General features: G+C 58.2%; 11 protein-coding genes. 6 read left to right on the plus strand and 5 right to left on the minus strand.

All coding sequences use genetic code 11. The annotated features are described in order from the left end of the window. Positions 1 to 323: 323 nt before the first annotated feature. Positions 324 to 1,832 carry an anion permease gene (locus N037_RS19135; RefSeq protein WP_023336200.1) on the plus strand — a complete coding sequence of 503 codons (1,509 nt, stop codon included), beginning with the start codon at positions 324 to 326 and terminating at the stop codon, positions 1,830 to 1,832. Between the two features lie 52 nt (positions 1,833 to 1,884). Then, on the plus strand, positions 1,885 to 3,534 hold the full coding sequence (fumA, locus tag N037_RS19140; RefSeq protein ID WP_032642785.1) for a class I fumarate hydratase FumA: 1,650 nt from the start codon (positions 1,885 to 1,887) through the stop codon (positions 3,532 to 3,534). Here the strand turns inward: fumA and N037_RS19145 are convergent. Continuing rightward, positions 3,523 to 4,416: a LysR family transcriptional regulator gene (locus N037_RS19145; RefSeq protein ID WP_032642786.1), complete on the minus strand. Its 894-nt coding sequence runs from the start codon at positions 4,414 to 4,416 to the stop codon at positions 3,523 to 3,525. The genes fumA and N037_RS19145 overlap by 12 nt on opposite strands. A 101-nt stretch (positions 4,417 to 4,517) precedes the next feature. Between N037_RS19145 and N037_RS19150 the strand changes: the two genes are divergently transcribed. The 3 genes from N037_RS19150 (at position 4,518) to N037_RS19160 (ending at position 8,195) form a co-directional block, all read left to right on the plus strand. Beyond that, positions 4,518 to 5,816, plus strand: a complete 1,299-nt coding sequence (locus N037_RS19150) for a serine hydrolase domain-containing protein (RefSeq protein ID WP_032642787.1) — start codon at positions 4,518 to 4,520, stop codon at positions 5,814 to 5,816. 280 nt (positions 5,817 to 6,096) lie between these two features. Next, on the plus strand, positions 6,097 to 7,410 hold the full coding sequence (locus tag N037_RS19155; protein WP_023336204.1) for an MFS transporter: 1,314 nt from the start codon (positions 6,097 to 6,099) through the stop codon (positions 7,408 to 7,410). After that, positions 7,407 to 8,195 carry a substrate-binding domain-containing protein gene (locus tag N037_RS19160; RefSeq protein WP_032642788.1) on the plus strand — a complete coding sequence of 263 codons (789 nt, stop codon included), beginning with the start codon at positions 7,407 to 7,409 and terminating at the stop codon, positions 8,193 to 8,195. The genes N037_RS19155 and N037_RS19160 overlap by 4 nt, the downstream gene beginning before the upstream one ends. Here N037_RS19160 and N037_RS19165 read toward each other — a convergent pair. The 3 genes from N037_RS19165 to N037_RS24360 all read right to left on the minus strand — a co-directional run bounded on the left by N037_RS19165 (position 8,170) and on the right by N037_RS24360 (position 10,836). Continuing rightward, on the minus strand, positions 8,170 to 9,069 hold the full coding sequence (locus N037_RS19165) for a LysR family transcriptional regulator (protein ID WP_032642789.1): 900 nt from the start codon (positions 9,067 to 9,069) through the stop codon (positions 8,170 to 8,172). The genes N037_RS19160 and N037_RS19165 overlap by 26 nt on opposite strands. Positions 9,070 to 9,163: 94 nt before the next feature. Further along, the gene (locus tag N037_RS19170; RefSeq protein WP_032642790.1) at positions 9,164 to 10,693 is read right to left on the minus strand and encodes a cryptochrome/photolyase family protein; all 1,530 of its coding nucleotides are present in this window, start codon (positions 10,691 to 10,693) and stop codon (positions 9,164 to 9,166) included. Beyond that, positions 10,690 to 10,836: a DUF2256 domain-containing protein gene (locus N037_RS24360; protein WP_071787470.1), complete on the minus strand. Its 147-nt coding sequence runs from the start codon at positions 10,834 to 10,836 to the stop codon at positions 10,690 to 10,692. The genes N037_RS19170 and N037_RS24360 overlap by 4 nt, the downstream gene beginning before the upstream one ends. A gap of 214 nt (positions 10,837 to 11,050) precedes the next feature. On the opposite strand from N037_RS24360, the gene mtfA reads away from it, so the two are divergent. Beyond that, a complete protein-coding gene (mtfA, locus tag N037_RS19175) occupies positions 11,051 to 11,848 on the plus strand; it encodes a DgsA anti-repressor MtfA (RefSeq protein ID WP_023336208.1) in 798 nt (265 codons plus the stop codon). On the opposite strand, the gene N037_RS19180 is transcribed toward mtfA, so the two are convergent. Continuing rightward, complete coding sequence (locus N037_RS19180; RefSeq protein WP_023336209.1) at positions 11,845 to 13,056, minus strand: MFS transporter; 1,212 nt, start codon at positions 13,054 to 13,056, stop codon at positions 11,845 to 11,847. The genes mtfA and N037_RS19180 overlap by 4 nt on opposite strands. Positions 13,057 to 13,171 lie beyond the last annotated feature (115 nt).

The following is a 13,171-nucleotide window of genomic DNA, read 5'->3' on the forward strand; positions in this document are numbered from 1 at the left end:
TGATTACACTGAAATCAATATTGTTAAGAAAATGATAAATAACACGTAAAAAATACGCAATACCCACATACGCCAGAGTGGTTATTAATAAAAGCATAAAAATAACGCTGCAATTCTATTTTTTTGATCACGATCAATAGTCATGGCATTCAAAAGCGCAATATAAAAACATCATCATTTTTTAATTTAGCGCACACAAAAACGCGTTAAATCGCTATTACTGAAAATACAAAAAAGCACCTTTAATAACTAAAGAAAGCAAAGAAACTTAAAAAAGTGCTTTTCAGTACGACCGAATTTTTGACAACTTAAGACGTGAAACTATGAATACAAAAACTGCTGTAACGCCCCCTGTGGCGAACCAGGCATCAAATGGAAACGCAAAACGACTGCTGATGATGGCGTTACCCATCGTCGTCGCCGTACTGCTGCTGTTTGTTCCCGTCCCTGAAGGTTTACCGCCTTACGCGTGGCACTACTTCGCCATCTTTGTCGGCGTGATCGTCGGTCTGATCTTCGAACCCCTGCCGGGCGCGGTGATCGGCCTGACCGGCGTCGTCGCCATTGCCCTGTGCAGCCAGTGGGTGCTGTTCAGCCCTGACCAGCTGGCTGACCCGAAATTCAAGCTGGCGGGCGCCTCCTTTAAATGGGCGGTGAGCGGGTTTGGTAACTCCACCGTCTGGCTGATCTTCGGTGCCTTTATGTTCGCCGCAGGCTATGACAAAACCCGCTTCGGCCGCCGTCTGGCGCTGATTCTGGTGAAGTACCTCGGCCGTCGCAGCCTGACGCTCGGTTACGCCATTACGTTTGCGGACCTGCTGCTGGCACCGTTCACCCCGTCCAACACCGCGCGCAGCGGCGGGACCATCTACCCGATTATCGCTAACCTGCCGCCGCTGTACGGTTCAAAACCGAATGACCCAAGCGCGCGCAAAATCGGTTCGTACCTGATGTGGGTGGCGATCACCGCGGCCTGTATCACCAGCTCAATGTTCCTCTCCGCCCTCGCGCCAAACCTGCTGGCCCTGGCGCTGGTGAAAAGTACGGTTGGGATCGATATCTCCTGGGGCACCTGGTTCCTCGCCTTCCTGCCGCTGGGTATCCTGCTGATTCTGACCATGCCGCTTCTGGCCTACTGGTTCTACCCACCTGAAGTCAAAGTGAATAACGAAGTGCCGCTGTGGGCGACCCGCGAGCTGGAAAAACTCGGCAAACTGTCCCGCAATGAAATTCTGCTGCTGGTGTTCGTGTGCTGTGCGCTACTGATGTGGATCTTCGCTGCCGCATGGATTGAGCCTGCCATGGCGGCCCTGCTCATCGTTGGTCTGATGCTGTGGACCGGCGTGCTGGAGTGGAACGATATCACCGGTAACAAAGCCGCATGGAACACCTTCGTCTGGTTCGCCACCCTGGTGGCACTGGCGGATGGCCTCTCTTCTACCGGCTTTATCAGCTGGTTAGGTAAAGAAGGCGGCCTGCTGATGAGCGGTATTTCTCCGGGCGTAGCGACCATCGTCCTGCTGCTGGCGTTCTACCTGCTGCACTACCTGTTTGCCAGCACCACCGCACACACCACGGCGCTGCTGCCGGCGATGCTGACCATCGCCTCCACCATTCCGGGCATGAATATGGAAGTGTTCGTCCTGCTGATGGTGACCTCACTGGGCGTGATGGGGATCATCACCCCGTACGGTACTGGCCCAAGCCCGATTTACTACGGTAGCGGCTACCTGCCAACCAAAGACTACTGGCGCCTCGGCACCATCTTCGGAGCCATCTTCCTGGCGGCCCTGCTGCTGATTGGTTATCCGTGGATGTCAATGATGTTCTGATTCCTGACCGCCGGACGTTTCCTCCGGCGGTTTAATTTTTGTGGAGCAAGCTATGTCAAACAAACCATTTATCTACCAGAACCCCTTCCCTCTCGCGCACGATGACACCGAATACTATCTGCTGACCAAAGAGCACGTTTCCGTTACCGAATTCGACGGACATGAAGTGCTGAAAGTGGAGCCGGAGGCCCTGACCCTGCTGGCACAGCAGGCCTTCCACGATGCCGCGTTTATGCTGCGCCCTTCCCACCAGAAGCAGGTTGCCGCCATTCTCAACGACCCGGAAGCCAGCCAGAACGACAAATACGTTGCCCTGCAGTTCCTGCGTAACTCTGAAATTGCCGCCAAAGGCGTGTTGCCAACCTGCCAGGATACCGGCACCGCTATCATCATGGGCAAAAAAGGCCAGCGCGTCTGGACCGGCGGCGGTGACGAAGCGGCGCTGAGCCAGGGCGTGTATAACACCTATATTGAAGATAACCTGCGCTACTCGCAGAATGCGGCGCTGGACATGTATAAAGAGGTGAATACCGGCACCAACCTGCCCGCGCAGATCGATCTCTACAGCGTGGACGGGGACGAATACAAATTCCTGTGCATGGCAAAAGGCGGCGGTTCTGCCAACAAAACCTATCTCTACCAGGAAACCAAAGCGCTGATCACCCCGGCGAAGCTGAAAAACTATCTGGTTGAGAAGATGCGCACTCTGGGCACTGCGGCCTGCCCGCCTTACCATATCGCGTTTGTGATTGGCGGTACTTCAGCGGAAGCCACGCTGAAAACCGTGAAGCTGGCCTCCACGCGCTACTACGACGCGCTGCCGACGGAAGGCAATGAACACGGCCAGGCGTTCCGCGACGTTCAGCTCGAACAGGAACTGCTCCAGGAAGCGCAGAACCTCGGCCTCGGCGCGCAGTTCGGCGGTAAATACTTCGCCCACGATATCCGCGTGATCCGCCTGCCGCGCCACGGCGCCTCTTGCCCAATCGGCATGGGCGTCTCCTGCTCCGCAGACCGTAATATCAAAGCGAAAATCAACCGCGACGGGATCTGGATTGAGAAGCTGGAGCACAACCCGGGCCAGTACATTCCTGAATCGCTGCGCCAGCAGGGCGAAGGCGACGTGGTCAGCATCAACCTGAACAAGCCGATGAATGAGATCCTGGCGCAGCTTTCCGCGCACCCGGTCTCAACCCGCCTGTCGCTGAACGGGACCATCATCGTGGCGCGCGATATCGCCCACGCGAAGCTGAAAGAGCTGCTGGATAACGGTGAAGAACTGCCGCAGTACGTCAAAGATCACCCGATTTACTACGCGGGCCCGGCCAAAACGCCGGAAGGCTACGCGTCCGGCTCACTCGGCCCGACCACGGCGGGACGTATGGACTCGTATGTGGACTTACTGCAGTCCCACGGAGCGAGCATGATCATGCTGGCGAAAGGCAACCGCAGCCAGCAGGTGACCGACGCCTGCCATAAGCACGGCGGCTTCTACCTCGGCAGCATCGGCGGCCCGGCAGCGGTGCTGGCGCAAAACAGCATCAAGAGCCTGGAGTGCGTCGCGTATCCGGAGCTGGGTATGGAAGCCATCTGGAAAATCGAAGTCGAGAACTTCCCGGCGTTTATCCTGGTGGATGACAAAGGCAACGATTTCTTCCAGCAGATCCAGAACAAACAGTGCAAAGGCTGTTCACAGCGCTGAGTGCTTCCACACCTCCGGCAGTAGCGCCAGCGCGTCAGCAATGACGGCGCGCTTGTCGCTCCCCGGCTTCCAGATGGTGACCATCGTCTGACTAATCCCCTGGCTGCCCACTTCGGTGCGCAGCCTTTTTACGTTTTGCCACCGCGCGGCATGAAAATGGGTCGGTAAGAACCCCCAGCCGCATCCGCGTTCCAGCAGCCCGCGCAGCATTTCCGGCTCGTTAGTAAAAAGGGTATGCCCGGAAATCTGCAGGCGACGCGCGACCGGCTCGTCCGAGGCAGGGTGCATCACGACCTGGGGAACCAGGGAGAGGTCAAGCAGCGACAGGGGGGATGAAATATCCGTAAACAGCGTGCCGGAGGCGTAAAAATCCATATCGATTGCCCCCAGGGCCCGCCACTCCATGTCGTTACCCACGCTGCGGTTGCGCGCCTGGCAGATGGCCAGATCCGCACGATCGCTTGTCAGCAGGCGTTCAGATTCATCACGCGAGGCGCAGATGAGGCTCAGCCGGACTTTTCGCGCCACCATTTTAGCGATGACCTCGTGCAGAAAGGCTCTGGGCGTAAAAGGATCGTAGACCAGCGTCAGATCCTGCGTGGCGCCGTGGGGCACTTCTCTGGCAAAGGCCTCAAAGGCTTTGACCTGCCGCATCAGCAGATGCGCCTGACGCTGGAGCTGCTCTCCTTCCGCCGTGAGCCGCAGGGCACGCCCTTCGCGAATAAACAGCGCATAGCCCAACCCGTCCTCAAGAAAATCAATCAGATCGCGAAGCGTCGTGCGGTCTTTTTTCAGCGCCACCGCCGCTTTACTCAGGCTGCCGTTCTCAGCCACCGCGGTGAATGCCTCAAGCTGTGCAAAGGAATAGAGTAGACCCGCCACGTTTTCTCCGTTTTTGAGGGGGATTTTCCCCCATTATGCGTTTTTTATTATAGCGCCGGGCTTTTTAAACTGAAGCCGTTCTTAACCCATACGAGACGGATATGAAAAACAGAAAAATAAACCAGGCCCTGCTGGCGGGTCTTGTCTTCAGCAGCCTGCTCTCCCCTGCGGCAATGGCCGCCTGCGAAGGCGCCGGCCTCAGCGCCTGCCCTGCCCCCTTTGACGCCGCGCTGCCGGACACCCATAAGATGCTCACCTGGAGCCAGGCTGACCGCGTGGTGGGCTTTCGCAATGACTACCGTAACTACGCCGGGGATGTGTTCCGTCATGGCAAAACTACGCCGCTGCTGGCGGCAGAGAAACCGCTGAAAGATGCCCACTATCAGGTGAACGGCAAGACCTACAGCCTTCAGGATTACCTTAAGCGCCAGAACGTAAGCGGTATGCTGGTATTGAAAGACGGTAAGGTCGCCTTTAAATATCTCGGCGAAGGCAACACCGACTCCACGCTCTGGACGTCGCGTTCGGTAGGTAAATCGGTCGTATCGGCGCTGGTGGGCGTTGCCCTCAAAGAGGGAAAAATTCACTCGCTCAACGACCTGGTCACGCAGTATGAACCCGACCTGAAAGGCACCGCGTGGGACGGCGTGACGCTCAAACAGCTTATCACCCACACCTCGGGCGTGGCGTGGAACGAGGACTACACCAACCCGAACTCCGATTTCGCGCAGCTCACCGAGTGCGAGGCAAAGCCAGGTACCTACGACTGCGTGCGCACGCTGGTGAAGGGACTACGCAGGGTTCACCCGGCCGGAGAGCGCTGGTCTTACTCATCGGGCGGCGCCTGGCTGCTGGGTGACGTGCTGGAGCGCGCCACCGGCATGACGCTCGCCGCGTATCTGGAGAAGAGCATCTGGCAGCCGTACGGCATGGCGAGCGACGGCGTATGGCATGCCTACAGCAAAGGCCAGCACGACGTCGGCGCGCACGGCTTTAACGCCACGCTGGAGGACTGGGGTCGCTTCGGGCAATTTATCCTGAACAACGGTGCGCTGCCGGACGGTAAGACGATCCTGCCGGATAACTGGATCCCGCAGTCGTCAGACTGGACAAAGGCGAAAGGCTCGGTATCAGACGCCCATCCAGACGGGCTGTACGGCTATCAGTGGTGGAATAACGCAGTGCCCGCCAATGCTACCGGCGTTGAGCCAGCAGCGCAGGACTCGCTGAAAGGTTCACTCTGGGCGCTGGGCATTTTTGGGCAAATGATCGTGGTGAACCAGAAGGAAAAGCTGGTTATCGTCCAGTGGTCTACCTGGCCGCAGGCGGAGCCGTCCTTTAGCGCCCAGCCGCTGGAGGCCTCTCTGATGTTCAGCGCTATTGCCAGGGCGCTGCGCTAAATGGCACCCGCCGGGTAATGAAGCGGTTACCCGGCGCTTTCTGAAGCGCCCCGCTGCGCCACATCACAAAATCGCAATATCAGAGACTTACAGAATATTGGTGAATAAAAAGCCAACAAGTTGTTAAGTTATTGTTGCCATTAATTGTATTTTCACGGTAAATGATATTCATGCAAAAAATGCATCAGCCGATGCGGCATTTGCGCTTATCTATTTCCTCGTCCTGATCCAGTTTTCAGAAACAGACGCGTAAAACGTCAACAATAAACTGGAGATAACCATGTTTTCCTCAACCTCACCTGCAACCGTACGATCTAAGGCGGGCGCGATACTTCGCGTGACGTCCGGCAACTTTCTCGAACAGTTCGATTTCTTTCTTTTCGGCTTCTATGCCACCTACATCGCCCACACGTTCTTCCCGGCGAGCAGTGAATTTGCGTCGCTAATGATGACCTTCGCCGTCTTCGGCGCGGGCTTTTTGATGCGTCCAATAGGCGCCATTGTGCTTGGCGCGTATATCGACAAGGTGGGGCGCAGAAAGGGGCTTATCGTCACGCTTTCCATCATGGCGGCGGGGACGTTCCTGATTGTGCTTATCCCCTCTTATCAAAGCATCGGTCTGTGGGCGCCGCTGCTGGTGCTGACGGGCCGTCTGCTGCAGGGCTTTTCCGCCGGGGCGGAGCTTGGCGGCGTCTCGGTCTATCTGGCTGAAATCGCCACGCCGGGCCGCAAAGGGTTTTACACCAGCTGGCAGTCCGGCAGCCAGCAGGTCGCCATTATGGTCGCTGCGGCGATGGGCTTTGCCCTGAACGCCCTGATGGAGGAGAGCGCCATTCGCGAATGGGGCTGGCGCATCCCGTTCCTGTTCGGCTGTTTAATCGTGCCGTTTATCTTCTTCCTGCGCCGCAAGCTGGAGGAGACGGAAGAGTTCAGCGCGCGCCGCCATCATCTGGAGATGCGTCAGGTCTTTAAAACGCTGCTTGGCAACTGGCAGGTCGTCGTCGCGGGCATGCTGATGGTGGCGATGACCACCACCGCATTCTACCTGATCACCGTCTACGCCCCCACCTTTGGCAAAAAGGTGCTGATGCTCAGCGCCTCGGACAGCCTGCTGGTCACGCTGCTGGTGGCGATTTCGAACTTCATCTGGCTGCCGGTGGGCGGCGCGCTGTCGGATCGCTTCGGGCGCAAGCCGGTGCTGATTGCCATGGCCCTGCTGGCGCTGGCGACCAGCTACCCCGCCCTGACGCTGCTGGCGAGCGCCCCCAGCTTCTCCATGATGCTGAGCGTGCTGCTGTGGCTCTCCTTCCTCTACGGCCTGTATAACGGCGCGATGATCCCGGCCCTGACGGAGATTATGCCTGCTGAAGTGCGCGTGGCGGGGTTCTCTCTGGCTTACAGCCTGGCAACGGCGGTCTTTGGCGGCTTTACCCCGGTAATGTCCACCGCGCTGATTGAATACACCGGTGACAAAGCCTCGCCTGGCTACTGGATGAGTTTCGCTGCCGTGTGTGCCCTGCTGGCCACGCTCTACCTCTACCGCCGCCGCGCGGTATCGCTGCAAAACACCGTCAAGTCACAGGGGGCAGTATGAAACACACTTATCGCTTTACCGCCAGCGCGCTGGTGCTGACGCTCCTGAGCGTTAATGCCTGTGCCCAGGACGTGAAGGTCATGATTTCAGGCGGCTTCAAAGCCGCTCTTGAAAAGCTGGCCCCGGAGTATGAACGCCGGACCGGGGATAAAATCGTGATCATCCCCGGCCCCTCAATGGGCGCGACGCCGCAGGCGATCCCAAACCGACTGGCGCGCGGCGAGAAAGCCGACGTGGTGATTATGGTGGGCGATGCGCTGGAGAAGCTCGAAAAAACCGGACAGACCCAGCCGGGTTCGCGAACGGAACTCGCGGATTCTCCCGTTGGCATGGTGGTGAAAAAAGGGGCGGATGTCCCTGATATCAGCAGCGAGGCGGCTCTGCGTAACACGCTGCTGCAGGCCAGCTCCATCGCCTACTCTGACAGCGCCAGCGGCAGGTATGTCAGCCAGGCGTTGTTTAAAAAGCTGGGGATTGAAAAGGACGTGGCGGGCAAAGCGACAATGGTCGAGCGTATTCCGGTCGCCTCAGAAGTGGCGAAAGGAAAATACGCCGTGGGCTTCCAGCAGGTCAGCGAGCTGCTGCCGGTTCAGGGCGTCACCTTTATCGGCAAAATCCCTGATAATCTGCAGTACATCACGCGCTTCGCGGGTGCGGTCACCCGCCATGCAGAACATACCGCGGAGGGGAAAGCGCTGCTGACCTATCTCGCTTCACCGCCTTCAAGGGCCGTCATCAAGGAGACGGGGATGCTCCCCGTTACGTCCGGCGATACTGCTCGGTGATCTGCTTTTCCAGTTCAGCCGCAATATAGGACTGGATGCGCCCCCGGCGCCGGATAAGCCCCACGGTGCGTTTCACTTCCGGCGCCACCAGCGGCAGATGCGTCAGCAGCGTGTGCTCTGACGTCGGCATCGACATGGCGGGAACGGCAGCAATGCCGATCCCCGCCTCTACCATACCGAGCATCGTGGTAACGTGGCGCGTTTCGCAGACGCTCGGGCGTTCGGGAACGATATCCCCCAGCATCCGATCGAGCAGGTTACGGTTACCTGACGTTTTATCGAGGGAGATATAATCCTGCTGGTAAAATTCCTGCCACGTCAGGTGACGCTTCTGCGCCAGCGGATGATCCTTTCGGCAGGCCGCAACATAGACATCCTCCACCAGCGGGAAAAATTCGATCTCAGACGGCAAGTTTCCTGCGAAGCAGATGCCAAAATCCGCCTGGCTTCGGGCCACGGCGTCAATCACGTTCCCCGCGCTGCTGTCGATGAGCTTAATGCGAACCCGCGGATAGCGAGACTGAAAACGGCGGATCACATCAGGCATAAAGTAGCAGGCGGCGGACGGTACCGCGGCAACCGCGATCAGCCCCGTCCGCTCTTCACTGACCTTATCGACGTCCGCCAGCATGGACTCGACGTTGTCGAGCAGCTGCGCGGAGCGTTCAGCAAAGTTTTGCCCGTATAACGTTAAGGCCACGCGGCGGGTGGTACGGTCAAACAGCCGGTTTCCCAGCGCGGCTTCCAGCTTTTCAATCCTGCGGCTCAGCGCCGACTGGGATAAGCAGATAGATTCAGCAGCGACACGGAAGTTACCGTATTCCACTAACGCTCTGAAAGCATAAAGATCGTTAAGGTCAAAATTCACGGGCATAGCGTCTGGATGTCCTGTCAGGGAATACGCAACAAAGTCAAAAATAATAGCGTCTTATTGACCCACCGCAACCGGCGCGGTGTTGAAATACCGATCAGAGGTCGTTGAGATGCAGGCGGATGTACCCGGCGCGATCGGCAATAGCCTGCCGCTCCTCCTCCTTCATGTCCGAAAGCTGTTTAAAGACGATGCCCAGGCGGGGATTGTGACCCAGACGCGCCTGATTGCGCGCAAAGAAATCCCAGTAAAGGGCATTGAAGGGACATGCCAGCTCTCCGGTACGCTGGTTGTGCTGATACCGGCACCCCTGACAGTAATTACTCATCTTATGAATATATGACGCGCTCGAGACGTAGGGCTTGCTGGCCAGTAACCCGCCATCGCCAAACTGGCTCATGCCGAGGGTATTGGGCAGCTCCACCCATTCAAAGGCATCAATGTAGACCCCCAGATACCATTCATGAACCGCCTGCGGCGACAGGCCGCTGAGCAGGCTAAAGTTCCCGATGACCATCAGGCGCTGGATATGGTGGGCGTAAGCCTCGGTGAGCGACTGTCCAACGGCATGCGCCAGGCAGCGCATCTGCGTCTTGCCCGTCCAGAACCAGTCCGGCAGCGGGGCGTGCTGGTCTAAAGCATTCAGCTCCCGATAGCCCGGCATCTGCGACCAGTAGATCCCACGCACGTACTCCCGCCATCCGAGAATTTGTCGGATAAACCCTTCAACGGCAGGCAGCGGCGCATGGCCCGAACGCCACGCCTGCTGGGCGGCAGACACCACCTCCCGCGGATTCAGCATTTTGGTGTTCAGCGCGAATGAAATTAACGAGTGGAAAAGAAAAGGCTCCTCCGCGTGCATCGCATCCTGCCAGGCACCAAACTGCGGAAGCACGTGAGTGATAAAGTCATCCAGCCTGGCTTTGGCTTCCGCACGGTTGAGCGGCCAGCGAAAATCCCCGGCCTGCGGTTCGCCAAAGGTGTTTACGCCGCAGCGTTGGATCTCCGCCCATAAGGCTGAATAATCGTGGCGCGGACGCGAATCCCCCGGCGCGGGCGGCTCGCCGGACCAGCGCCTGCGGTTTTCAGCATCGAAATTCCATTTACCCCCTTCCGGCTCGCCTTCTGAGGTTAACAGTATGCCGTGCTGACGACGCATTTCCCGGTAAAAGTACTCCATTCGCCAGCTTTTACGCGTCGCAAAGAACGCGCTCACCTGTTCACGGGTGGTGAAGAAATGCTCGCTGCTGACGCAGGCCGTTTCGACGGACGCCGTTTTCGCCCACGCCTGCAGCTGAGCATCCAGGCGCCATTCGTCGGGCTCCTGCCACGTCACCCTGTCGGCACCATAATGTTCGACAAGCGCGTTAAGATTGTCTTCCAGCGCGCCGCGGTTTGAGCCGTCAGAGAGCCGGACATACCTCACCCGGTGCCCCTTTTCCTTTAACGCAGAGGCGAACGCGCGCATGGCCGCGAAGATGGCAATCACTTTCTGAGCGTGATGAAGCACGTACGCGGTTTCCGCCCGCAGTTCCAGCATCACGTAAATGACTTTCGGATTGCAGGTATCAAACCAGCTATGGTGCGGATTAAGCTGATCGCCCAGGATCAGGCGCAGTTCGTTCAACGGTGGCTCCTGCGACAACGCTCAGAACAGTATTTGACCTCGTCCCAGCATTTCGCCCATTTCTTGCGCCACGTCATGGGCCGCTGACAGTGCACGCACGCTCGGCTGGGCAGGTCCTGCTTGTTACCTTTGAAATTGCTCATTTTTCAATACCGTACTGATTTCTTGACTGAACCTGTGGGTTAAGCCTACGACAGACTTCACAAAATGAAGGTGATACCCGCAAACCGCTACCCACCGCTACGTACGAATGATAGTTTATTCAGGCCGGAATTGTCGCAGTGAGCGATTTTCTGGCATCTTAACCAAACCTGACTTTCCCATTTTTGTTCAAGTGACGAGTTTGCGAGCAAAGCGATGATAAAGTGGCCCTGGAAAACGAATGAAGCTGGCCGGGATATGGCGATGCCATGGGATGACGCGCTGACGATCCCTGTTCTGGCTAATCTTAACCCGGATGAACAAGCGAAACTGGTTCAGCTGGCGGATCGTTTTTTACAGCAAAAACGCCTGGTTCCACTGCAGGGGTTCGAACTCGATCCCCTGAAAAACGCGCGCATCGCCCTGCTTTTTTGCCTGCCGGTGCTTGAGCTCGGCATTGAGTGGCTGGACGGTTTTCACGAAGTGCTCATCTACCCGGCACCGTTCGTGGTGGATGACGAATGGCAGGACGATATCGGGCTGGTACACAACCAGCGCGTGGTGCAGTCCGGACAAAGCTGGCAGCAAGGGCCGATCATCCTGAACTGGCTCGACATTCAGGACTCGTTCGATGCGTCCGGTTTTAATCTGATTATTCATGAAGTGGCGCACAAGCTGGATACCCGCAACGGCGATCGCGCCAGCGGCGTACCGCTGATCCCGCTTCGCGAGGTGGCGGGCTGGGAGCACGATCTGCACGCGGCGATGGATAACATCCAGGATGAGATAGACCTGGTGGGCGAAAGCGCGGCCAGCATTGACGCCTATGCGGCAACGGACCCGGCCGAGTGCTTTGCGGTACTCTCGGAGTATTTCTTCAGCGCGCCGGAGCTCTTCGCGCCCCGTTTCCCGGCGCTGTGGCAGCGTTTCTGCCAGTTTTATCAGCAGGATCCCCTGCAGCGTCTGCGGCAAAATGAGGAGTCTGGCGGCCATTCCTCCCGCCAGATCCATTAAGGTTTTTCAGCAGGGGTCCGCTCGCTTGACCGTACCCCTATAGTCAACGCCAAAAACAGCAACGCCATTCCCCACGCGGCCACCGTCAAAAATTGCTCCCCGTAAAAGCGCGTCACCACAGGCACCAGCAGCGCGCTAACGCCGTAGCCTAACGTATGGCTGGTGGCGATGACGCCCGCCCCTTTCCCGGTAGTCAGCCTGTCGTTCAGCAGCAGCTGGTAGCCCGGCGTGGCCATCGCCGCCCCGAGTGAAGTGATAACAATCCCCACGTAGAACAGCGTTAAACCCGCCACAGACATCAGCCCAAGCCCTGCCACCATTAACACCGCCGCGATGCAGAGCAACGTCACCGGGGTGAAATGCTGCGGGCGGACGACCAGAAACTGCGCGGCGAGCGTGGCCAGCGCGGCCAGGCTCAGCAGAAGCGCAACATGGTGGCTGATGTCCCGGGCATTGCCCTCCAGCAGGGGGCTAAGATGCGGTGACAGCCCAAGCTGCATCAGGCTCACCAGCGCCGCCAGCAGCAGCGCCAGCAGCAGGAACGGCAGCATGGAGGCCTGCAGGCGGGTCACCTGGTGCGCCACCGGCGGCAGCGGCGGGTCTGCGACTTCGCGAAGCACCAGCAGCAGGGCGATTAACGGCGCGATCGCCATCAGCCAGAGCGGCGCCACCGGGCTGACGCTGAGCATCAGCGCCGCCAGCGGCGGGCCGAGCAAACGTCCGCAGCTGAGGCCGGAGCTTATCGTCGCCAGCGCCGCCATTCTCTTCTCCAGCCCGGCACGCTGAATGGCCCACGTCTGGGCCGCAGGCACCAGCCCCGAGACCGTCAGTCCGTAGAGCAGGCGCGAGAGGATCAGCCCCGCCAGTCCCCAGACGGTATCCAGCCTCCCGGCCGCCATCGCCCAGACCACCAGCGCCATGACGGCGAAACTGGCCAGATAGCCGCTCAGCGAGGCCACCATCACGGCCTTACATCCCCGCCGCTCGCTCTGGCGTCCCCACCAGGGCGATGCCGGTAAAAAGAGCATGGAACCGAACATCAGCAGCCCGGCCCAGACCGAGAGCGACAGCCCGGTCAGGGTCACCAGCTGCGGCAGCATAACCAGCAGGCCGTTTTGCCCGATGCCTAATAAACCGGCACATAGCGCCAGGGGCCAGTTGGCTTTTGAGGTGACGTTTTCGGTCAATATTTCAGAGTCAGCGCGCATAAGAATGTGAACATAGTGTCAATAAATGTGTGGAAATCATGAAGTTTATGAAAACAAATATTGCAAAAATGGTTGCGACTGTAAACAGAATGAATATCATAACGAGAATTATTAT

The organism is Enterobacter sp. EGD-HP1 (assembly GCF_000733275.2).
Lineage (GTDB): Bacteria > Pseudomonadota > Gammaproteobacteria > Enterobacterales > Enterobacteriaceae > Enterobacter.

What these genes read in the sequence shown, in the direction of transcription:
- fumA (WP_032642785.1), top strand. Translation starts at nt 1,885, where the DNA reads ATGTCAAACAAACCATTTATCTACCAGAACCCCTTCCCTCTCGCGCAC.
- N037_RS24360 (WP_071787470.1), bottom strand. Translation starts at nt 10,836, where the DNA reads ATGAGCAATTTCAAAGGTAACAAGCAGGACCTGCCCAGCCGAGCGTGC.
- N037_RS19135 (WP_023336200.1), top strand. Translation starts at nt 324, where the DNA reads ATGAATACAAAAACTGCTGTAACGCCCCCTGTGGCGAACCAGGCATCA.
- N037_RS19180 (WP_023336209.1), bottom strand. Translation starts at nt 13,056, where the DNA reads ATGCGCGCTGACTCTGAAATATTGACCGAAAACGTCACCTCAAAAGCC.
- N037_RS19165 (WP_032642789.1), bottom strand. Translation starts at nt 9,069, where the DNA reads ATGCCCGTGAATTTTGACCTTAACGATCTTTATGCTTTCAGAGCGTTA.
- N037_RS19150 (WP_032642787.1), top strand. Translation starts at nt 4,518, where the DNA reads ATGAAAAACAGAAAAATAAACCAGGCCCTGCTGGCGGGTCTTGTCTTC.
- mtfA (WP_023336208.1), top strand. Translation starts at nt 11,051, where the DNA reads ATGATAAAGTGGCCCTGGAAAACGAATGAAGCTGGCCGGGATATGGCG.
- N037_RS19155 (WP_023336204.1), top strand. Translation starts at nt 6,097, where the DNA reads ATGTTTTCCTCAACCTCACCTGCAACCGTACGATCTAAGGCGGGCGCG.
- N037_RS19160 (WP_032642788.1), top strand. Translation starts at nt 7,407, where the DNA reads ATGAAACACACTTATCGCTTTACCGCCAGCGCGCTGGTGCTGACGCTC.